The 22,081-nt window shown below is 67.3% G+C and carries 13 protein-coding genes; 5 read left to right on the top strand and 8 right to left on the bottom strand.

Features of this window, described 5'->3' with window-relative positions; all coding sequences use genetic code 11:
* Window positions 1-359 precede the first annotated feature (359 nt).
* From HGI30_RS02505 to HGI30_RS02515, 3 genes are all read right to left on the bottom strand, one after another.
* Window positions 360-4,661 (bottom strand): S8 family serine peptidase, encoded by a 4,302-nt coding sequence (locus HGI30_RS02505; RefSeq protein WP_168906252.1) that lies wholly within the window; start codon window positions 4,659-4,661, stop codon window positions 360-362.
* Between the two features lie 245 nt (window positions 4,662-4,906).
* Complete coding sequence (locus tag HGI30_RS23535) at window positions 4,907-9,037, bottom strand: S8 family serine peptidase (protein ID WP_328805225.1); 4,131 nt, start codon at window positions 9,035-9,037, stop codon at window positions 4,907-4,909.
* A 993-nt stretch (window positions 9,038-10,030) separates the two neighbouring features.
* A complete protein-coding gene (locus tag HGI30_RS02515; protein ID WP_168906253.1) occupies window positions 10,031-10,948 on the bottom strand; it encodes an AraC family transcriptional regulator in 918 nt (305 codons plus the stop codon).
* 161 nt (window positions 10,949-11,109) lie between these two features.
* On the opposite strand from HGI30_RS02515, the gene HGI30_RS02520 reads away from it, so the two are divergent.
* Window positions 11,110-12,114, top strand: a complete 1,005-nt coding sequence (locus tag HGI30_RS02520; RefSeq protein WP_168906254.1) for a helix-turn-helix transcriptional regulator — start codon at window positions 11,110-11,112, stop codon at window positions 12,112-12,114.
* Between the two features lie 59 nt (window positions 12,115-12,173).
* Window positions 12,174-12,674 carry a DinB family protein gene (locus tag HGI30_RS02525; RefSeq protein ID WP_168906255.1) on the top strand — a complete coding sequence of 167 codons (501 nt, stop codon included), beginning with the start codon at window positions 12,174-12,176 and terminating at the stop codon, window positions 12,672-12,674.
* A 160-nt stretch (window positions 12,675-12,834) separates the two neighbouring features.
* Here the strand turns inward: HGI30_RS02525 and HGI30_RS02530 are convergent, their stop codons facing one another.
* The 3 genes from HGI30_RS02530 to HGI30_RS02540 all read right to left on the bottom strand — a co-directional run bounded on the left by HGI30_RS02530 (window position 12,835) and on the right by HGI30_RS02540 (window position 16,057).
* Complete coding sequence (locus HGI30_RS02530) at window positions 12,835-13,698, bottom strand: sugar phosphate isomerase/epimerase family protein (RefSeq protein ID WP_168909679.1); 864 nt, start codon at window positions 13,696-13,698, stop codon at window positions 12,835-12,837.
* 2 nt (window positions 13,699-13,700) lie between these two features.
* Window positions 13,701-14,804, bottom strand: coding sequence for a Gfo/Idh/MocA family protein (locus HGI30_RS02535; RefSeq protein WP_168906256.1), 1,104 nt, complete (start codon window positions 14,802-14,804; stop codon window positions 13,701-13,703).
* Between the two features lie 77 nt (window positions 14,805-14,881).
* A complete protein-coding gene (locus tag HGI30_RS02540; protein WP_168906257.1) occupies window positions 14,882-16,057 on the bottom strand; it encodes a Gfo/Idh/MocA family protein in 1,176 nt (391 codons plus the stop codon).
* Window positions 16,058-16,289: 232 nt separating this feature from the next.
* Here HGI30_RS02540 and HGI30_RS02545 point away from each other — a divergent pair, with 232 nt between their 5' ends.
* Together HGI30_RS02545 and HGI30_RS02550 are read left to right on the top strand one after the other, a co-directional pair.
* Window positions 16,290-17,876, top strand: coding sequence for a histidine kinase N-terminal 7TM domain-containing diguanylate cyclase (locus tag HGI30_RS02545; RefSeq protein ID WP_168906258.1), 1,587 nt, complete (start codon window positions 16,290-16,292; stop codon window positions 17,874-17,876).
* Window positions 17,877-18,002: 126 nt separating this feature from the next.
* Entirely contained in the window at window positions 18,003-19,001 is a 999-nt protein-coding gene (locus HGI30_RS02550; protein WP_168906259.1) for an oxidoreductase, read from the top strand.
* 124 nt (window positions 19,002-19,125) lie between these two features.
* Here the strand turns inward: HGI30_RS02550 and HGI30_RS02555 are convergent, their stop codons facing one another.
* Complete coding sequence (locus HGI30_RS02555; RefSeq protein ID WP_235680293.1) at window positions 19,126-19,638, bottom strand: GNAT family N-acetyltransferase; 513 nt, start codon at window positions 19,636-19,638, stop codon at window positions 19,126-19,128.
* A 164-nt stretch (window positions 19,639-19,802) separates the two neighbouring features.
* On the opposite strand from HGI30_RS02555, the gene HGI30_RS02560 reads away from it, so the two are divergent.
* A complete protein-coding gene (locus HGI30_RS02560) occupies window positions 19,803-20,837 on the top strand; it encodes a CdaR family transcriptional regulator (protein WP_168906260.1) in 1,035 nt (344 codons plus the stop codon).
* A 92-nt stretch (window positions 20,838-20,929) separates the two neighbouring features.
* Here HGI30_RS02560 and HGI30_RS02565 read toward each other — a convergent pair whose 3' ends face one another.
* Window positions 20,930-22,069 (bottom strand): glycerate kinase family protein, encoded by a 1,140-nt coding sequence (locus tag HGI30_RS02565; RefSeq protein WP_168906261.1) that lies wholly within the window; start codon window positions 22,067-22,069, stop codon window positions 20,930-20,932.
* Between the last annotated feature and the right edge of the window lie 12 nt (window positions 22,070-22,081).

Genomic DNA, 22,081 nt, shown 5'->3' on the forward strand with positions numbered 1-22,081 from the left:
CCGTTTCATTTCCATGATCGCAGGCGGTCCGGGATGTCCGGATGGATCGACGGGCCGCCAACGTTTGCACAGGGCAACTTATCTATAGTAGGCGATGCAGAACCAGGGCTCAAGCGAAAATATTCCCATTTTAATGAAAAAGGTTGCATGCGGGAGGGAAGGCGGGGAGAAGGGGAACTTGCGCTCGACAGCCGCGCGGCAATCGCTGAACGAGGGCGGGAACGGACCTGAATGCGTCGGCCGCGCGAAGAAATCCGGGTTGCGCGGAAAAGCGCCCTGCCGACCCGGCAGGGCGCTTCCTTGGCAACGGTCCGTCCATGCGGCGCGAAGTGCCGCGCTGGAGGACGTTCCGCCCTCGGTCAGATCAGCTTCGCGGCGCTCAGCAGCTGCTCGATCAAGCCGGCGGCCGCCTCGCGGCTGATGACCGGCACGCTCGTGTACCACTTGCCGGCCAGCCCGCCAAGGGTGGAGCTCGCGGACGCCGCTCCGCCGCCGAGCAGGCCCGCGCCGGAGGCAATCGTCCGGGCGTCCGCGTTCAGCGGCGAGAACGCCGCTCCGGCGCCGCTTGCAGCGACGGAATCGGCGAACGTGCCGCCGTCCAGAGGCGGCAAGCCGAACGCGCGGCTGATCAGGTCGTCGAACTGGGCGAGCGTCAGGCGCGTCTTGGGCGAGAACTTCGTCTCCGACGTGCCGTCGATCAGCAGCTTGTCGGCCAGCCGCTGGATGCTGGACTTGTACGGCGAGGCCGCGATGTCGGTGAAGGCGGCCGTCCGCTTGGCGGCCGCATAGACGGCATAGCCGGGATGCGAGACGGTGACGGTCGTCGTCCCGTCCGCGTTCGCCGCGAACGTGGACGGCGCCGGCAGCGCCTGGCTGCCGTGCCGATACAGCGCGCCGGCCTTGGAGGCGTCGATGCCGGTATCGAGCACGAAAGCGTGCCGAGCGAACGCGCTCTCCGGAACCGGCAGCGGCTTCGGCGCCGAGCCGGGGCTGGCGACCGAGCCGAGCTCGAACGCCACCGGCGCGCCGAGCAGCGTCACGCCCGGGCGAGCGGCCGCGAATGCGGCGGCCTGGCCGGCTGCGTCGCGGATGGCGAGCTCGGCGCCGGCGCCCTTGGGCAGCGAGGCGAGCAGGTACAGCGGCAGCTCGGCGGCCGCCCGGCCCGCGTTCAGCGCGATCGAGCTGCCGAGCGGAGCTTTGGCGAGCGCCGCCGCCTGGGAGGCGCTGAGCGACAGGCGCACCGCTCCGCCGTCCTCCAGCCAGGAGCCGTTGACGACGAGCGCCAGAGGCTTTTTCGCGCCCTTGAGCGCGGCGGCGATATCGGCGTCCGTCACGGTGACGAGGCCGTCAGCGGAGACGGAGGCTTTCAGCTGCGCCTTCGTCTGCGCCGGGCGCAGCACGCCCTTGAGCGCCCGGTCGCCGAGCTCGGCCGGCACGCCCTTCAGCGCGACCGGCACCTGGACGGCGTCGCGGATCGTCGGCACTTTGGCCGAGGCGATCGTGACGGTCAGCGTCACGGTGTCGTCCGTCTTGGGACGGGCGGCCAGCACGCCGTCCGCCGAGATCAGCTCCGGCCGGTCGCTGCCCGTCACCGCGTACGAGACGCCTTGGCGGACCGGCAGCTCCAGCACCGGCTTGCCGACGGCCGTCGTGTTGACGACCTTGGCCTGGAACGCCTCCTTGGCGTTCGCGACGAGGCCGAGCTCCGTCTTGTTGTAGGCGACGGCCATCGACTTGGTCGTGGAGTATTGGTTCGCGAGCTGGCCGCTCGCGTTCACTTCGGTGGCGACGACGTAGAGGGTATAGGTTCCTTCCGGCAGCTTCTTGTAGATCGGCCGGCCGTCCTCGTCGTAGCTATCATAGTACATCTCGTCCAGGCCGCTCACCGTGTACCGGCCGGCGGGGAACGAGCTGCCGATGCCCGCATCGGCGAGGAACAGCAGGCCGACGAAATCGTCGTTCTCATCATAGACTTCCAGATCGATGATGTTGACGCGCTCCGCATGCAGCGTAAAGCTCGCGTCGATCGTGTCGTTCACGCCGTCGCCGTCCGGCGAGAGAATCGGGCTCGACAGCGTCAGGTCCTGGATGCCGAAGCCGTTGTCCGGCAGCGAGTCCCCGACATGCAGGGCGAACGGCAGGCGCAGCGTCGGCAGGCCGGGAGCCGTCAGCACGACGGAGCCTTCATAGGCGCCCTCGGCCGCATCGTCGGCGACGGAGGCGTTCAGCGAGAAGCTCGCCGTGCCTCCGGCCGGAGCGGTCACGCCCCCGCCGGCAAGTCCGGCCAGCGAGACGGCCAGCTTGGACACGTCCGGCGTCTCGACCGGGTTCGCCGGATCGGAGGTGACGGACGGATGCAGCTCGACCGAGGCGGCGTACGTCACCGCCGAGCCGGAGGTGTTCTTGACGCGCAGCTGGGCCGAAGGCGCGGCCGTGCCGGCCGGTACGACGCCGAAGCTGTAGCTGCTGCCGAAGTTCGTCACGTCGAGCGGATAGAGGCCGCCGTCCAGCAGCTGGAGCGGCTCGACCGTCTGCAGCACGGCCGGCGTCCGGATCGCCTGGGCGATGTCGGCGCGGCCTCCGCCCTGCGAGTAGACGTCGTAGCGCGTGCCCGTCTCGTCATAAATCGTGTCCGCCGTATTCGCGAGCGCGGCGCGGATGTCCATCGGCGTCCACTCGGGATGCTGCTGGCGGAGCAGCAGCGCCAAGCCCGCCGTATGCGGCGATGCCATGCTCGTGCCGCTGATGCGGTTGTACGCTTCGTCGTAGGAGGCGTCCGGATTCGTTTTGCCGTAGGCGGGCCAGGTGGACAGGATGTTCACGCCTGGCGCGATGACGTCCGGCTTGATGCCGAGCCTGCCGTCGGAGGCCGGACCGCGCGAGCTGAAGCCCGCCATGCGGTCTCCGGGCTCCACCGTGAGCGGATAGTCGGCGCCGAATTGCAGCGTGAACGCCGCTCCCGGATGCGCCAGCACGATGCGGGCGAGCTCGCGCCCCGGTGCGCCTTCCATGTCGAACGTCGGGAGGTAGCGGAAGCTGTCGCCGAAAAAGCCGACCGGCCCGATGAAGCCGTCCCGTCCGGGGATCGACTCGCTCAGGTTCGCCGCGGCGCCGGCGTTCAGCCCGTTGAAGATAATCAGCGCCCGGGCGCCTTGCGCCTTGGCGATCGCGGCCTTGTCGACGAAGGCGAGCGAGCCGCGCGAGACGAGCACGAGCTTGCCCTCGGCATCGAGCCCGTCGTAGTCGCTCTCCGCGCCGAGGCCCGCGTACACCGCCTCGACCGGTCCCGTGCCGATGATCGAGGCGAAGTCCTCCTCGCCGGTGCGCCAGCCCATCGCGCTCAGGCCGTAGTCGAGACCGCCGTAGGCGACGTCGGTGACGGTGCGGCTGTAGACGGTCGCGCTGACGGTCGCCTCGTAGTGGCGGCTCGGACTGTTCGCCGCGCCGACGGAGATGGCGAGCTGGCTGGAAGCCGGGGAGCCCATCGAGTAGTAGTAGCGGCCCTCGTCCGCGGCGTTGCCGTTCGCGACGACGGCGACGACGCCGGCGAGCACGGCGTTGTTGACCGCGATCGAGTCCGGGGAGAACGGGTCCTTGACTTCGTCGGCGCCGAGCGACAGGTTGATGACGTCCATGCCGTCCTTCACCGCGCGCTCGATGCCGTCGATGACTTGCGCCGAGGAGCCGGACGCGCGGCCGGTCTCGGCATTGAAGCCGAGCACCTTGTAGGCGTGCAGCTCGGCCTCGTAGGCGACGCCCTTTTGCACGACATCCGCGTCCGCTGCCGCGCGGCCGACGATCGTGCCGGAGACATGCGTGCCGTGGGTCGTTCCCGTGTTGCCGGTAGCGGCGTTCGGGATTTCCTCGTAGGGATCGTCGGTGTTGAAATACGAGTCGTGGCCGCCCTTGTACGCGCCGGCCAGATCCGGATGCAGGTAATCCACGCCGGTGTCGATGACGCCGACCTTGAGGCCTCGGCCCGTCAGCCCTGCGGCCCACGCGGCCGGAACCCCGAGCTGCTCCAGCGGATCGATGTCGCATTTGCACTCGGACGAAATCGCTGTCGGCGAGACGGTCTCCGCCGGGATGGCGGTGTACGTCAGGTTTTCATGGATCGACTTGACGCCCGGGAGCAGGGCGAGCAGCGGGATCTGATTCGCCGGCAGCTCGACCTCCATGCCGTTCAGCACCGTGTCGTAGCGGTAGCTGACCTTCAGCGACAGGCCGCGCTGGCGTGCGGCGGCGAGCAGCGCCTCCTGCTCGGCGTCGACCTCCTCCGGCGTCACCGCATCGGACGTCGCGGCCAGCCCTTGGCGGGCGGCGAACTCGGCTTCGGCGACCGCGGCTCCGTCGAGCTGCAGGATGACCTTGACGCGGGCCGAGGACTTCGTATCGAGATTCGGCGAGATGAGCGCCGGCGTCGTGCCGGCCGAGGCGAGTCCCCGCGCCAGCGACGGGGCGGGAGCGGCGCCGGACAGCGCCAGACCTTGCTGCAAGCGGCTCTGGAGCAGCGCCTGCGAGGCGGCCGAGGCGGATACGGATTCCGCCAGCCCGCTGCCTGACGAGGCGGCGGGGGAGGCGTATGCGCCGCCGGGCAGCAGCAGGGAGGCCGCCAGCGCGGCGGCGACGAAGTTGATTTTGTAACCTTTCTTGACCATCATTTCCCTTCTTTCCGAATGGATTTTGCGGTGGCTTGGAATTCGCCGCCGAACGGCCGCTTCCTGCCGCAGCGGGCAGAAACAGGCCTAAAAGATCAGAAAAATCAGATAAATGTCGAAACAGTGAGATTACAGGACTAAAACAGAGCTTGAAAGAGAAAGGCGCCAGGATCGATTGTCGAATCCTGGCGCCTGTCGGGCGATGCGGCCGGATCATCGGGGGAGCGAATCCCCGGCCTAGGTGAGCCTTAGATCAGCTTGGCGCCGCTCAGCAGCTTGTGCAGCACGGTCGCCGCCGCTTCGCGCGTCGTCGAGCCGAGCGGATCGAAGGCGCCGGCGGAGCCTTCCATCAGGCCGGCCGCGGACACGGCGGCGATGCTGTCCTTCGCGAACGCGCCGAATTTGCCGGCGTCGCTGTAGGTCGTGAATTTGCCGCTGTCCGGCTTGGCGCCGGCCAGGTCGGCCGCTTTGGCCAGCATGACGGCCAGCTCCTGGCGGCTGATGATGCCGTTCGGACGGAACGTGCCGTCGGCGTAGCCGTTGATGAGGCCGGCCGCGTAGGCCGCGCTGACGGCATCCGCGTACCAGGCGCCGGCAGCCAGATCGGAGAACGGAGCCTTGGCCGTCGCCGTGAGGCCGAGGCCGCGCGTCAGCATCGCCGCGAATTCGGCGCGGGTGACGCTGGCTTTCGGCGTGAAGGCTCCGGCTGCGGTGCCGTTCAGCAGCAGCTTGTCGGACAGCGACTGGATGCGGGACTGGGCCCACGAGCCGGCGATGTCGGCGAAGGCCGCGCTGCCTTTTGCGGCAGCATAGGTGGAGAAGCCTGGGCGGCTGACGACGACGGTCGTCGTGCCGTCCGCATGGGTGGCGAATACGGCTGGAGCCGGAGCTTGCTTGCCGCTCGCGAGGAACAGCACGCCCGCTTTTTCGGCGGAGACGCCTTTGTCCAGCGTGAAGCTGCGCTTCAGGAACGTCTTGGACGACACGCTCAGCGGAGCGGAGCCGCTCGCGCTCACGACGTTCGCTTCGAAGGCGACGGGCGTGCCGAGCACGGCCGCGCCGGAGAACTTGGCCGCTTCATCCGCAGCAGGGCGGATGACCAGCTCCAGTCCGCTGCCGGCCGGCACGGAGGCGAGCGCGGACAGAGGCAGCTCGAGCGATTCCTTGCCGGTGTTCAGGTAGAGCGCGCTGCCGGCCGGAGCCGTGCCGAGCAGCTTGACTTGATCGGCCGTCAGGCTCAGCTTGGACGCTTTGCCGGCTTCGGCCGCAGCGTTCACGACGAGCGCCAGCTTGACGCTGCCGGTGCCGATCGCCGCTTGCAGGTCGGCATAGGTGACCGTCGTGACGGTCGCTGCGCTTTCCGAGGCGGTCGTGCTCTTCACAGCCGTCAACGCCAGCCCTTGGGCGGCGATGGCTTTCAGAGCCTCGCCCGCTGCCGCAGGCGTCGGAGTCGGGGACGGAGCGACGATCGGGCCCGGGAAGAAGCCGCCGCCGTTGCCATTGCCTGTGCTGTAGTTGCTGTTGACGACGGAGAACGGAATGTAGCCGAGCGTCTGGGCCGCGACGTTGCCGTTCGCGATCTTGGCCGCCACGATCGTGAACGCGTAGGAGCCGTCCTTGAGCGCTCCTTTAACATCCTTGTAGTCCGCGTCGAGCGAGTAGATGCCGTTGAAGCTATGCTTGTACGTCTTCCTCTCCAGCGGCTTGGAAGAGCCGGTGGCGTCGGTGACGTTCAGGTAGCCGATCGTATCGTCATTGAGGTCGGAGATGGCCACCTCGTAATAGTTCATGCCTTCCGCGGCGAGGCGGAAGCTCAGCTCGATGCTGTCGTTCGTGCCGTCGCCGTTCGGAGACAGCTGGCGTGAGGTGAGCGCCACGTCCTGGATGCCGTAGCCCGTATCCGGCTTCTGGTCGCCGACGTGGACGACGAACGGAATGCGCAGGTCCGGCTGGCCGGCCGACTTCAGCACGACGGAGCCCTCGTAGACGCCCGTTTTCGCATCGTCAGCCGGCTTGACGCTCAGGCTGAACGGCTGCTTGCTGTAGGCGTCGGCCGTCACCGTGCTGCCCGTCAGCCCGCCGAACGATACGCTGATCTTGTCCGTATCCGGCGTGGCGATCGGCTTGGCCGGATCGGACGTCACGCTCTTGTGCAGCTCGTAGGAAGCCGTGTAGGTCAGCGCCTTGTCGGAGACGTTGTTCAGCTGAAGCGTGACCGACTTCTCGGCGCTGCCGGCAGCCATGACGCCGAAGCTGGCGTTGTCGCCGTAGTTGGTCGTCGGCACCGGATTCATGTTCACGTCGTACAGCGTCAGCTGCTCGACCGTCTGCAGCAGGGCTGGAGTCTCCAGCGCCTTGGCGACGTTGACGCGGCCTGCGCCTTGGGAATAGACGTCGTAGCGGATGCCGTCCTCGTCGAAGATCGGGTCGGCCGTATTGGCCAGCGCCGCGCGGATGTCGAACGGCGTCCACTCTGGATGCGCCTGCTGCAGCAGCGCCGCGAGGCCGGCTACGTGAGGCGTGGCCATGCTCGTGCCGCTGCTGCGGCTGTAGGCTTCGTCGTAGGACGCGCCTTGGATGCCCTTGCCGTAGGCCGGCCAGGTGGACATGACCGCGACGCCCGGAGCGACGACGTCCGGCTTGATGCCGAGGATGCCGTCGGCGTTCGGACCGCGCGAGCTGAAGCCGGCCATGCGGTCGCCCGGATCGAGCTCGGCCGTGTACTCCGCGAAGTCGAAGCGGACGCTGGAGTCCTTCGCAGACAGGGCGAAGCGCGCCAGCGCGCGGCCGGTCTTGCCGTCCAGGTCAAGCACCGGCACGGTGAAGCCGTCGCCGAAGAAGTTGCCGATAGGTCCATCGCGGTCTACGCCGTTGCTGTCTACGATGGACTCCGTCAGGATGGCCTTGCCCGAGGCGTCGGCGTTGCCGTTGAAGATGACGACCGCCTTGGCGCCGTGGTCGCGGGCCTGCTTGAACTTGTCGACGAACGTCGTCGAGCCGCGGGAGAGAAGCACGATCTTGCCCTCCACATCCTTGCCGACGTAATCTTTCTCTGCGCCGATGTTGACGTAGATGGCTTCTTGCTGTCCGGTGCCGATCTCGGATGCGAAGTCGTTGTGCTTGATCATCCAGGAGACGATCGGCAGGTCCAGGTCGTAGACGGAGCCGGTCACCGTCTCCAGGCTGTCCTTGCGGTAGACGGATGCGGTGACCTCCGCGCCGTACGTCTCGCTCGGGCTCGTGGCCGCGCCTACCGAGATGGACAGCTGGCTGGAAGCCGGGGAGCCCATGGAGTAGAAGTGCTGCTCCGAGTCCTCCGCGTTGTTGCCGTTCGCCACGACGGCGACGACGCCGGCGAGCACGGCGTTGTTGAGCGCGATCGCGTCCGGCGTGAACGCGTCCTTGGCGTCGTCGGAGCCGAGCGACAGGTTGATGACGTCCATGCCGTCCTCGACCGCATGCTCGATGCCGTCGATGACCTGCGCCGAGGAGCCGGAGGAGCGGCCGGTCTCATAGTTGAAGCCGAGCACCTTGTACACATGCAGCTCGGACTCGTAGGCGACGCCTTTTTGCGAGTACTCGGTCTGGTTCGCTTCACGCGCCGCGATCGTGCCGGACACATGCGTGCCGTGCGACGTGCCGGTGTTTTTCGTCGCCGCGTCCGGAATTTCCTCATAAGGGTCATCATCGTTGAAATAGGAGTCGTAGCCGCCTTTATAGGCGTCCTTCAGATCGGGATGGAGGTAGTCGACGCCGGTGTCGATGACGCCGACCTTGATGCCTTTGCCGGTGATGCCCTTGGCCCAGGCGTCCGTCGCTCCGATCTGCTTCAGCGGACTGATGTCGCACTTGCAGTCGGCCGGGTCGGCGCCAAGCGCAGTCGGGCTCGTATCCGGGATGGAATAGAAGGTCCGGTTCTCATAGACCGATTTGACTCCGGAGAGGGAAGCGAGCTTCGGAATCTGGTTGGCCGGCAGCTCGATCTCCATGCCGTTGAGCACGGTATCGAACTGGTACGATACGTCCAGGGCGATGCCGCTGGCCTTGGCTTGGGAGAGGAAGCGCGATTGCTGCGAGCTGATCTTCGCCTCGGTCGCCTCGGCGCTCAGGGACTTGACGCCCATTTTCGCGGCGTACTTGCCCTCGGAGATGGAAGCTCCGTCGAGCTGGACGATGACCTTGATCTTTTCGGAGGAGGTCGTATCCAGGCGCGGGGAGATGAGAGGCTGCAGGCCTTTGGACAGGCTTCCGGCCAGAATGCCCGGCGTGACGGCCGGCTCGGCCGCCGCAGCCGTCGAGGCGAACGGCGTCAGCACGAGCGCTGCGGTCAGCGTGGCGGACAGCGCTTTGGAGATGGCTTTGCGAGTAGAGTTCGGCAAGCAGGAACCTTCTTTCTGTAGGAGGATAAGAGCGTTGTTGAAATGACAGCTAAAATAACATCGGCGGTCGATAATTCTGTCATCTTTCAACAAAGTAATCTAAGAATACTCTGACAAATTAGGCTTGTCTAGCAGAAATTAGGCGATTTATTTCCTTGAAATTCGCGTCTACGCGCTGAAACTTTGCTGAATAATTGCGGTAATGCTTTACTATAATGATTTAAATCAGCGAATCCTATAGAATAAAAGAGGACATGGACCTGCTGAACGGCCTGTGCATGAGCGAGGAGTCATGTTTTCCATATGGGTCTATGTAACTATAACTAACACGGATCGACAGGGGGCGCGCGAAGGAGCCGAACAAGCGGGAAAGGAGCCGAAGGATAGATCGAGGAGAATAAGGCAGCTCGGTGGAGGCGGGTCGGCATTGCGCTGGACGAACACCGTGGAAGCCGCGACTCCGGGTCCGTTCAAGGCAGCGGCTGTTGGAACTTGGCACGGCCGTGCCCGGCTAACGAAACGGAGGAGCGCTATTCGGCTTTTTTGAGGCTCGTTTGGAATCTAGCGAAACTCAGAAGCGTTATTTGCTTTGAAAGCGGGGTTTGGCTTGGGAATCGGGTCTGGTAAAGGTTCTGTGTTTCGTTAGAGAAATCAGGACCCTGTTTTGGAACGAATAGCGCTCTGGAGTTTCGTTAGAAAGGAAGGGGGCGGTCAAGCGAAACGTCCGTCCGCAGCAAAGGGGGCGGTCAAGCGAAACGTCCGTCCGCAGCAAAGGGGGCGGTCAAGCGAATCGTCCGTCCGCAGCAAAGGGGGCGATACGTCGGACGCCGGCTCCGCAAACGCGAGCCAACCGGCGAGACGCCAGCCCGACCCGCACCGACCGTTGCTGTCACAATCCCCGCCGGTACCGGTCGGGCGACACGCCGGACGCCGGCTCCGCAAACGCCAGCTAACCGGCGATACGCCAGCCCGACCCGCAGCGACCCGCTGCTGTCACAATCCCCGCCGGTACCGGTCGGGCGACACGCCCATGAGCCGCTTGAACAGGCGGCTGAAGTGGGCGGGATGCTTGAAGCCGACCGCATAGCCGACGTCGGTGACGGAGGCGTCCGGCTCCAGCAGGAAGCGGATGCGCGCCTGGTTGATGCGCTGGCGGTAGATGTACTCGAACAGCGGCACGCCGGTCACCTCCTTGAACGAGCGCGACAGGTAGGAGCGGCTCACGTGCAGCTCGCCGGCGATGCGGCCGAGCTCCAGCTCCTCGCCCAGATGCAGCTCGACGTAGTCCATCGTCTCCTGGGCGATCGCTTCCTTGTCGCGGGAGCCGCGCGCGCCTCCGCCCGCTCCCAGGAGCAAAGGCTCGCGGCAGCGCTCGTAGACGAAGCAGAGCAGGTCCTCGAACGCGAGCCGCAGCCGCCTCGCGGCGGCCGGGCTGTCCTCCTGCTGATGCCGGTGCATGCGCAGGAGCAGCTCCTCCGCCTCGGCCCGCAGCGGGCCGCGCAGCTGCAGCCGGTAGTTGCGCAGCTCCTCGAACGGCTGCAGCAGCGGCACGGAGCCGGGCAGGCCGGTGCGGGGAGACGGCGGCCCGCTCGGCCGGTCCCGCTGCGTGCCCTCGTCGGCGGAGGGCATCCCCCCGAGCGCGCGCAGCGGCTCCGGGTCGAAGTGGACGATGCTGCGCACGTAGGGCGCTTGCCCGGACACCTTCGGCCGGTGCAGCGTCATGCCGTACATCAGCAGCAGGTCGCCCGGCTCCAGCCGGTAGATCCGGTTGCCGATCAGGTAGGTGCAGTCGCCTTCATGAAAATAGTAGATTTCGTAGAACGAATGGGAATGGAATTCCTGGTGGATGGGATGGTCCGAACGGTAAGAGAATTCAAGCATTCCTTGGCGGTCGCTGCTGGCCGGAAGCATATCGTTCGCCTCCTCGTGGACGGATAGTGCCAGCATAGCATCCCCGCCCCCTGGGAGGCTACCCTGGGGATGAACGGCGCTGCGGCCCTCTTGATGCCGGGAGCCGGCCGGGGTACGATAGCCGCAAGGAACCGAGCTGGACGGAAAAGGAGGATGGGCCGATGAAGCTGGATCGCCTGCTCGCGATCACGATGCTCATGCTGGGACGCAAGCGCGTCGGAGCCAAGGAGCTGTCCGAGCGCTTCGAGGTGTCGCTGCGCACCGTCTATCGCGATATGGAGACGCTGAGCCTGGCCGGCATCCCGATCATCTCGTACGCGGGAGAAGGCGGCGGCTACGAGATCATGGAGAGCTACCGCCTGGAACGGCAATTCCTGACGCTGGAGGAGCTGCAGGCGCTCGTCGTCGCGCTCAAGGGCATCTCGTCGACGCTGGACGACCGGGACGTCTCCCGGCTGCTGGACAAGGTCGGGGCGATGCTCTCCTCCGCGGATCGGGAGCGGATCGGCGGCGCTGCGGAGGAGATGGTCATCGACATCAATCCTTGGGGCGGCGGCGCGCAGGAAAAGGCGAAGGTCGCCTCGCTCCGGCAAGCGATTCGGGACAGGCGGGTCGTCCGCTTCGGCTATACGGACGCCGGGGGGCAGCGGACGGAGCGACGCTGCGAGCCCGTCCGCCTCGTGCTCAAGGGCTATATCTGGTACATGTACGGCTTCTGCCGGACGCGGCAGGACTGGAGGCTGTTCCGCCTCTCCCGGGTGCGCGGACTGGAGGCCGGCGCGGAGGCGTTCGAACGCCGGGAGGAGCCCGGCGGGACGGAGCCGCTGCTCTGGAGCGGCCTCGGCAAGGACGAGACGCAGCGCTTGAAGGTCATCACGCTTCGCTTCGAGCGAGGAACGCGCGTGTGGGCCGAGGACTACTTCGGCACGAACGACAGCGTGCTCCGGACGGAGGAGCAGCCGGACGGCGCGCTGCTCGTGGAGACGCGGCAGCCCGACGAGCCTTGGCTCGTCCACTGGCTGCTCCGCTTCGGCACCGGGGCGCGCGTGCTGTCGCCGCCGGAGCTGGCGGCGGCCGTACGGACCGAGGCGGAAGCGGTCGCGCGGATGTACGCCTCTGCTGACAGGCCGTTGTCAGCAGAGGCGGGTTATGCTCGGAGAGAGTGACGGCCGGCTTTTCGCGGACGAGGAGAGCGGCCGCAATCGATCTCTGGGAGGATGAGAGCATGTTCAAGACGATTGACGAATTCGTAGAGGAATGGACCTTGGAGTCGAAAGGGACGCTGCGGACGCTGCAAGCTCTGACCGAGCAATCGCTGAAGCAGCCCGTATGGGAAGGCGGCCGCGATCTGGGCCGGCTGGCCTGGCATGTCGCGTTCAGCCCGTACGAGATGCTGAGCCGCACCGGGCTGAGTCTGGAAAAGCCGGGCGACGGCGATGCCGTGCCGACGGCGGCCCGCATCGAGGCCGCTTACGAGCGCTCGGCGAGGAACATCGCCGAGGCGGTGCGCGAGCAGTGGCGGGACGGCGATCTCGCGGTCCAGCATGACATGTACGGGGAGATGTGGTCCAATTCGCTCACGCTGAGAATCCTGCTGCAGCACGAGGTGCATCATCGCGGCCAGCTGACCGTGCTGATGCGCCAAGCCGGCCTGCGTCCGGCCGATCTGTACGGTCCGGTGCTGGAGGACTGGGACGCCTTCGGCATGCAGCCGCCGAAGGTGTAGGTGTAGCTCCGCCGGCCGCAAGCCGCTCGGCTCGCGGCCTCTCCAGGATGGCGCACGCCAAAACAAACGGGACGTTGCCGCAAGTGCGGCTTCGTCCCTTTTTTTGCATGTCCGCCCGCGGCATGACGGCCGGCCATCCGGCCTCGTCCGCGCGCGGCCGCTACCGAGCGGCGCCCTCCTGCAGCAGCTCGCGCATATAGGCGGCGAACTGCCGCAGCATCTCCGGCGAGCGGTGCTCGCCGCTGAAGTCCTCGACGCCGACCCAGCCGGCGTAGCCGACCGCGGCCAGGTCGGCCGCGACCTGGGCCCAGTCCACGACGCCCCGGCGCATGCCGGTCCAGCCGCTCGTCCACTTCACGCTGCCGTCCTCGCGCTCGGAGGAAGTCCAGGCGGCGTTTTTCATATGGACATGCGCCAGATAGGGACCGAGCAGCTCCATGCCCATCCGGTAGTTCTCGAAGCCCTCGTGCACCATGTTGCCCGGATCCAGCAGCACGCCGACGGTGTCGGGATCGAGCCCCTCCAGCAGGCGCGCGGCCGCCGAGGCGCTGGGCGCGATCGTGCCGTGATGGGTCTCGACGAGCCCCTTGACGCCGTAGCGGCGGCACAGCGCGGCCGCCTCGGCCAAGTAGCGGCGCTGCTCCTCGTACAGCTCGCCGAACGGCCGCGTGCGGTCGTAGCCGTGCACGCCGAGCCGGATCATCGACGCGCCGAGCTTGCGCGCGGCGGCGAGCACGTCCTCGGCCGCGTCGAGGTCGCCGCAGCGCAGGTAGGGCGTGACGCTGATGCTGCGCAGCCCGGCGGACGAGGCGGCCTGCCCGTAGCGCGCCAGCTCCTCGTCCGAGGCGCCGACGGGGATGGTCGCCAGGTTGTTGCCCCAATAGGACGGGGCCTGCCGCCGCGCCTCGTCGGAGGTGCGGGCGTAGCGCCACTCGATGCCCTGCAGCCCGGCGGATGCCGCTTCGGCGGCGAGCTCCTCCGGCTGCAGGTCCGGGGTGGCGACGGTGAAGACGGATAGTTGGATGCTCATGAACGATTCATCCTTTCCATGGGGGAGGCAGTAGGGATGCGGACAGCCTGAGCCTGCGCGCGCAGGCAGAGCTCCGCCGCCTTGAACGCGTGCTCCTGCGTCATCGCGTGCTCGGTGCGGTTCAGCACGTCGAGGATGAGCTGGCCGAAGTACGGGAAGCCGACCTTGCCGCCCAGCTCCATCCGGTGCTCGCCCCGGCCGTCGACGAGGTAGAGCTGGTCGCCGCCGGAGCCGCGGGCGATGTCGACGTATTTCCTCAGCTCGATGTATCCTTCGGTGCCGAGCAGGATCGTGCGGCCGTCGCCCCAGGCCGACAGGCCGGCCGGCGTCAGCCAGTCGACGCGGAAGTAATGGCTGGCCCCGTTGTCGCCGAGCAGCGTCGCGTCGCCGAAGTCCTCCAGCTCCGGATGGTCCGGATTGGCGAAGTTGCCGACCTTGCTGCTGAGCACCTGGGCATCGCGGCAGCCGGCGTAGTGCAGGAACTGCTCGATCTGGTGGCTGCCGATGTCGCACAGGATGCCGCCGTAGCGCTCCCGCTCGAAAAACCATCCTGGCCGGGACGGGGCGTTCAGCCGATGCGGCCCGGTGCCGATCACCTGCACGACGCGGCCGATCGCGCCTTCCTCGATGAGCCGGCCGGCGAAGACGGCGCTCTCGACGTGAAGCCGCTCGCTGTAGTAGACGGCGTACTTCTGTCCGGTGCGTGCCGCCGTCGCCCGCGCCAGCTCGAGCTGCGCCAGCTCCGTGAACGGCGTCTTGTCCGTGAAATAGTCCTTGCCGTGCTCCATGACGCGCACGCCGAGCGGACCGCGCTCGCTCGGCACCGCCGCCGCCGCGACAAGCCGGATGTCCGGATCCTGGAGAATCTCCTCCAGCGAGCCGGCCACCGCGGCGCCGGGATAGCGGGCGGCGAGCGCGGCCGCTCGCTCCGGCTGCGGGTCGTAGACCGAGGCAAGCGTGCCGCCGGCCTCGGTCAAGCCGTTGCACATGCCGTAGATATGGCCGTGATCGAGATGCGCCGCCGCGAAGCGGAACTCGCCGCTGGACACGACCGGCCGGGGCTTGCCCTCCGGCGCGTAGTTCATGCCGTCCTTGCCCATCTGCTTGCCGCCTCCTTCTCTAGTCGGGGGAATTCGTCCGCGCCCGGCCGCCTTTCGCTGGCCGGGCGCGCCTGGTCCTAGGGCGTGCCCTTCCCCTCGAGCGGGACGCCGGCCGCCTCAGGGTCCTTGCGGCTGGAGGATGCGGCGATGCGCTCCTGCAGCGCCTTGACGTAGCGCTCCTCGTCGACCGGCAGCTCCACCCAGCCGTCGGTCCAGGCCGACAGCAGCATGGCGTTGCACAGCTCGAGCCCGCGGATGCCTTCTTCGCCCGGCGCGGCGAGCGGAGCGCCGGTGCGGATCGCGTCGACCCAGCCCCGCGTGACGGCGCGATGATGCTGCGGATCGCCGGCGGCCAGCGGGATGTCGATGCGCCATGCCTCCGGAGCGCCGAAGCCGCCTTGATACGTGCGGTTGAACTCCGGCTCGGACTCGCGCAGCCGCCAGAACGTCAGCTTGCCGTCCTCGGCGACGAGCTTGCCCCGCTCGCCGCTGATCTCCAGCCGGTTCGTGCCGGGCGCGTCGCAGGTCGAGGCGATGAACACGCCGGTCGCTCCGTTCTCATATTCCGCATAGGCCGTCACGTCGTTCTCGACCTCGATGCTCCGGTGCTTGCCGAAGCCGCAGAAGGCGCGGATTCGCGACGGCATCAGCCCGGTGATCCATTGGAACAGGTCAAGGTTGTGCGGCGACTGGTTCATGAGCACGCCGCCGCCCTCGCCGGCCCAGGTCGCCCGCCAGCCGCCGCTGTCGTAATAGCTCTGCGAGCGGTACCAGTCGGTGATGATCCAGTTGATGCGGCGCAGCTCGCCGAGCTCGCCGTCCGCGATCAGCTCCCGCATCTTGCGGTAGAGCGGGTTCATGCGCTGATTGTACATGATGGCGAAGACGAGCCCGCTCGCCGCGGCCGCCTCGTTCATTTGCCGCACCTGCTTCGTGTAGACGCCGGCCGGCTTCTCGATCAGCACGTGCAGTCCCGCGCGAAACGCCGCCTGCGCCTCGTCCGGATGCGCGTAATGGGGCGTGGCGATGAGCACCGCGTCGACCTCGCCCGAATCGAACAGCTCCTGCGCGCTCCCGTACGTCCGCACCCCTTCGCCGAGCTGCTCCCTGGCCCAGCCGAGCCTGGCCTCCGCGCAATCGGCGACGGCGGCCAGCACCGCTCCCGGCACTTCGCCCCGCGCCAGGTAGCCGGCATGCGCGGAGCCCATATTGCCCAATCCGATGACCCCGATGCGGGTCCGATCTCGTTCCATCTTTCCGTTCTCCTCCTTGAAGGCCGGCTTGGACGCCGCTTCGGTCGTGTGGTTCCGCTTTCAGGCAACAGTCTATCATGCCGCCGCTTCGTTCACTTGATCGACGCATGCCGATCGGAGCCCGGAATTAACTCTCGTTGCCTGATTTACCGAAGATAGAGATATCCCGAAGACCGTGCCGCCGTCCGCGCGCCGAATCGACGGGGATCAATCGATTGGTGGAGGACTGCTCATGCTGATGACCGCATCCTGCCTTGTGGCCGCTTGCGTTCCGCTTGCGTTATCGCTGCTTATTTTCCGTTACCGGCAGGTGCCGGGAACGAATTTCTATATGCTGATGGCGCTGCTGTCCGCCTTTTTCAGCTTTTCCGTGCTCATGCAGTATTCCTTGCCCGAGTACGACGCCAAGCTGTTGTGGCGGAACGCGGCGCAAATCTCCATCTTCCTGTTCCCGATCGCCAGCCTGTTCCTCTCGATGATCCACGCCGGGCTCGAGCGCTGGATCCGCCCGGGGCTCATCGTCGCGCTGTCGGTCGTCTCCTGCACGGCGCTCATCCTCTTCTTCACGGACACCTCGCATCATCTCATGCGGGTAGAGGTCCAGGTGAGCGTGTCGGGACTGACGGTCGTGCAGCGCACGACGCTGGCTACGCTGTTCATCGGCTATACGCAGCTCGTCCAGCTGGTCGGAGCATCCTTGCTGCTGAGAGCGGCGTGGGAAGAGAGCGGCCGGCGCCGCAGGCAGCTGGCGCTGATGGCCGGGGGCTCGCTGCTGCCGGTGCTGGGCATCAGCATGAATCTGATCCACCCGCAGCTGGCCGGGACTCCGGCAGGCGTCATCCTGTTCTCGCTGCTGCCCGCCTGCATCGTGATCTTCTACGGCCTGTACCGCTACCAGCTGCTGCATATCGTGCCGTTCGCCCGCGACAAGCTGATCGAGAGCATGAAAGAAGGCGTCGTCGTGCTCGATGCCGACCTTCGGCTGATGGATTACAACCCTTCCGCCTATCGGCTGCTGGTCAAGGCCGGAGCGGAGCAGCGCAGCAGCTGGACGGCGCTGCCGCTGCCGCGGCTGCTTCCCGGCGCGGAAGCCTGGGTGCAGGCGCATGAAGCCCGCGCCGAGGCGGAGATCGAGCTTGCATTTGCCGACGAGCATGGCGTGGGGCAGGTGTGGCTCAACCTGACGGTGACGCCGCTCGAGTCGGGACGGGGCGTCTATTACGGCAGCCTGTCCGTCATCGCGGACATCACCGAGACGAAGCGGCTGGAGCAGGATCTGCGCCGGCGGGCGGCGACCGACGGCCTGACCGGCATCTACAACCGGGCCGGCTTCATGGAGCGGGCGCAGCGCCATCTGGCGCTCAGCCTGGAGGAGGGGGAGCCGTTCAGCCTGCTCGTGCTCGATCTGGACCACTTCAAGCGGATCAACGACGAGCACGGGCATCAATGCGGCGACATGGCGCTCAAGCGGTTCGTCCGCTCCGTGCAGCAGGTCGTCGAGCGACGGGCGCTGTTCGGGCGTGTCGGCGGCGAGGAGTTCGCGGTCGCACTGCCGGGCAGCCGCGCGGAGCAGGCGCGGGAGCTGGCGGAGCGGATCCGCCGGGCGGTCATGGACGGCGGCGCGGGGCTGGAGGAGACGGGCCTGCTGGCGGAGGAAGCGGGCGCGCACGCGGGGCTGACCGTCAGCATCGGCGGCTCGACCGCCGGACCTGCCGCCGGAGCCGACTTCCAGCTGATGTTCGCCGCGGCCGACCGGGCGCTGTACCGCGCCAAGCGGGGCGGCCGCAACCAGGTCCGCTGGGCGGAGGATTCGGATTGAACGAGCGGGTCTTTGCGCTCCCCCAATCAGGAAGACGCTGGTTTCGCCTCGGCGCTCCGATAGATTTCAACGTGGAGATTCGATAAGATAGAAGAGAAGATCAAGCTGCCGATAGGAGGAATCCCCATGCATTTCAGAGCGCTGGTGGCGGACCGTCGGGAGGAGCAGGCCGAGGTGTCCGTCCAGACCGTGGAGGAGGCGCGCCTGCCGGAGGGCGACCTGCTGCTGCGGGTCGCTTATTCCAGCATCAACTATAAGGATGCGCTGGCGATGGAGCCGGACGGGCGCGTCGTCAGCCGCTACCCGCATATCCCGGGCATCGACGCGGCGGGAGAGGTTGTCAAGAGCTCGGACAAGCGGTACAAGCCGGGGAGCAAGGCGATCGTGACGGGCTGCGGCTTCGGCGTCAGCCAGCACGGAGGCTACTCCGAATTCGCCCGGATTCCCGCCGAGTGGGCGGTTCCGCTGCCCAAGGGGCTGACCGAGCGCGAGGCGATGGCGCTCGGCACGGCGGGGCTGACCGCCGCGATGTCGGTGCAGCGGCTGCAGGACAGCGGCGTCTCGCCGTCGGCGGGGCCGGTCGTCGTCACCGGCGCGAGCGGCGGCGTCGGCACGCTCGCCGTCTCGATGCTGGCCCGCCTCGGGTACGAGGTGGAGGCGGTGTCCGGCAAGGAGGAGGCGCATGAGCGGCTGCGGGAGCTGGGGGCGGCGCGCATCCTGCCGCGCGAGGAGCTGCTCCCGCAGGAGGCGCGGCCGCTCGACAAGCAGCGCTGGGCGGGAGCCGTCGACTGCGTCGGCGGCGAGATGCTGGCCTGCCTGCTCAGCCGCATGAAGTACGGCGGGGCGGTCACGGCCTGCGGCTTGACCGGCGGAGGCGAGCTGCCGACGAGCGTGTACCCGTTCATCCTGCGCGGCGTCAGTTTGCACGGCATCGACTCGGTGTGGGCGCCGCGTGAGCTGCGGACCCGGCTCTGGAAGCGGATGGCCGGCGACCTGAAGCCGCGCCGGCTCGAGGAGCTGATCGCCGAGGTCGAGCTGACCGAGGTGCCCGCCGCCGCCAAGGAGCTGCTGCGCGGCGCGTCGACCGGACGCAAGGTCGTGGCCGTGAGCTCCTCCGCCCGCTAAACCAAGAGCTGCCCCTGCGGTCCATGAGACGGACGGCAGGGGCAGCTCTTTGATTCATGCGCATGGACCTCCGCGATCGAGCCGCGTTCCGGCGCGCGGCGAGCCCGGGAGCCTTGCGATCGTCTTAGACCCTCCGCCCGACGTAGACGAGATCGCGCTCGATGCCGTCCAGGACGGCGACGCGGGGCAGGCGGCCCCAGACGGCGAAGCCGTGCTTCTCGAACAGCCGCAGGCTCGGCTCGTTGTGGCCGAAGACGAGGCCGACGAGCGAATGGATGCCGAGGCCGGGGCAGGCGTCGACCGCGCGCTGCAGCAGCAGGCCTCCGATCCCTTGGCCGCGCAGGGCAGGGGAGAGATAGATGCTGATCTCTGCCGTGCCGTTGTAGGCGGCGCGCGGATGGAACGACTGATAGCTCAGCCAGGCGACGACGGCGCCTCGGCTGTCCTTCAGCACCCAGAGCGGGCGGAAGTGCGGCGAGTGCTCGTCATACCAGGCTTGACGCTGGGCGGGCGTCACCGGCTCCAGATCGGCGGTCACCATGCGGCCTGCGATCGTCGTATTGTAGATGTCTACGATCGCCGGCAGGTCCTCCGGACGCGCATCGGCAAGGGTATAGGTCAGCAGGGATTCGTTCACGGGGCAGCTTCCTCTCGGCGGGATGGAGTTGATCCTCCTATCGTAGCATGGACGGCTGGAGAGCGGCTACCGCTCGCCGAGGCCCTTCCCCTGCGCCCGCGAGCTTATCGTCGGCCGCGAACCCGGCTACACTAGCCTATAGACCCTTTCGGAAAGGAATCGACATGTATCCTCTATCCCATGAGCTGGCCCAGGACATCGTGGACCGGATGATGAAAGACATCCCCTACAACATCAATATCATGAACGAGCGCGGCGTCATCATCGGCAGCGGCGACCGCGCGCGGATCGGCTCCGAGCATCGGGGAGCGCTGCAGGCGCTGGCTACCGGCAGGATGGTCGAGGTGCGGGAAGACGGCCTCGCGGAGAAAAAAGGAACGAACGAGCCGATCGTCATCGGTCAGGCGCGGATCGGCGTCATCGGCATCTCCGGCAGCCCCGAGGAGGTGCGCCCGTTCTGCAGCATCGTCCGCACGACGGTATCGCTGCTGATCGAGCAGGGCATGGCGCTGCAGTCGATGCAGAACGAGGCGAACCGCAAGAAAGCTTTTCTCGAATCGCTCCTGCTCCATCCGGGCCTGTACAGCCAAAAGCTGCGCAAGGAAGCTCTCGCCTACCGGATCGACCTGCTGCTGCCGACCGCGCTGCTGCATGCGAAGGGGCTGAGCCCGGCCACGCTCGGACCCGGCATGCTGCTGCAGCATCCGTTCCTTCCGGTGGAAGACGACGGCGTGTTCTTCTTCATGCAGGACGCCGCGGAGGCCCGCCTGCTGGCCGAGCAGCTGCGGCGCAGCCATTCCGGAGCCCGCTTCAGCCTGTCCCGGGCCGAGCCGAGCATCGCCGAGGCGCATCGCCAGGCAAAAGGCGCGATGGCCGTCAGCCTCGCGCTGAAGGCGCCCGATCCCGTCGTGTCCTACGACGAGGTCGAGTTTCTCGTGCAGCTGGCCGAGGCGGACATTCCCGGCACGGAGCAGCTGGCCGCCAAGCTGGAGGACAAGGAATCCGCCGATCTGCTCGACACGCTGCGAACCTATCTCCACCGGGACGGCAGCATATCCGCCGTCTCGGCCGAGCTGAACATCCACCGCAATACGCTGCAATACCGGCTCAAGCGCATCCGCGACCTGACCGGCAAGGACCCTCGGCATCTGTTCGACCTGTTCGAGCTGGCGCATGGCCTGCTGGCGCTCTACCGATGACAAAACCCCGCAGGCGTCTTCGCCTGCGGGGTTTCGCGCCAATCGGACGACGGCCGCCGGGGCGGCATCCGCTCCGACGGCCGTCGTCCGGTTTATTTCAGCTTGAGCAGCCTGCCGATGCTCTCGCAGGTCCGCTCCACGTTTTTCGGCCCGTCCGCGAGCAGCCGCTCCAGCTCGGCCGCTCCCGGCACGATGCCGAAGATGGCGTCGATGCCCTCCTCATAGAGCGCCTCCGCGCCGTCGCCGATATAGCCGGCGAGCGCGATGACGGGCTTGCCCGCTTCCTTGGCCGCTCGGGCGACGCCGAACGGCGTCTTGCCGAACTTCGTCTGGAAGTCCATGCCGCCCTCGCCCGTGAAGCAGTAGTCGGCTTCGGCCAGCTTCGCGCGCAGTCCGGTGGAGTCGATCACGATGTCGATGCCCCGTTGCAGCGTCGCTTGCGTGAAGACGAGCAAGCCCGCTCCCAGTCCGCCGGCCGCTCCCGCCCCGGGGAAGTCGCGGACCTGCTTGCCGAGCTGCTCCGCCAGGATGGACGCATAATGGGCCAGGCTGGCGTCCAGCGCGAGCGCCATCTCCGGCGTCGCTCCTTTTTGCGGTCCGAACACATGCGAGGCGCCGTTCGGGCCGCAGAGCGGATTGGTGACGTCGCAGGCGACGATCATCTCGACCTCCGCCAGCCTCGGGTCCAGACCGGATGCGTCGACCCGCGCCAGCCGGCCGAGGCTGCCGCCGCCTCGGGGCAGCTCGGCGCCGTCCGCATCGAGGAACCGGACTCCGAGCGCTTCCGCCATGCCGGCTCCGCCGTCATTTGTCGCGCTGCCGCCGATGCCGATGATGATTTTGCGGATGCCCTGATCCAGGCATTCGCGGATGAGCTCGCCGGTTCCGTACGTGGTAGTGACAAGCGGATTGCGCTGCTCCTTGGGCACGAGCTGGATGCCGCTGGCGGACGCCATCTCGATGGCGGCGGTGACGCCGTCTCCCATGATGCCGTAGCGGGCCAGGACGCGCTGGCCGAGCGGGCCCGTCACTTCCTTGGCGACGAGCTGGCCGCCGCTCGCGTCGACGAGCGACTGGACGGTGCCTTCGCCTCCGTCGGCCATCGGGACATGGATGAAGCGGGCGTCCGGGAACGCCTTGCGCAGGCCGGCTTCCATCGCGACGCAGGCCTCCTTGGCCGTCATGCTTTCTTTGAACGAATCGGGGGCGAGCAGAAACGTCGGTCGTGTCATGCGATCACCTCA

This window comes from Paenibacillus albicereus, assembly GCF_012676905.1.
Taxonomy (GTDB): domain Bacteria; phylum Bacillota; class Bacilli; order Paenibacillales; family Paenibacillaceae; genus Paenibacillus_O; species Paenibacillus_O albicereus.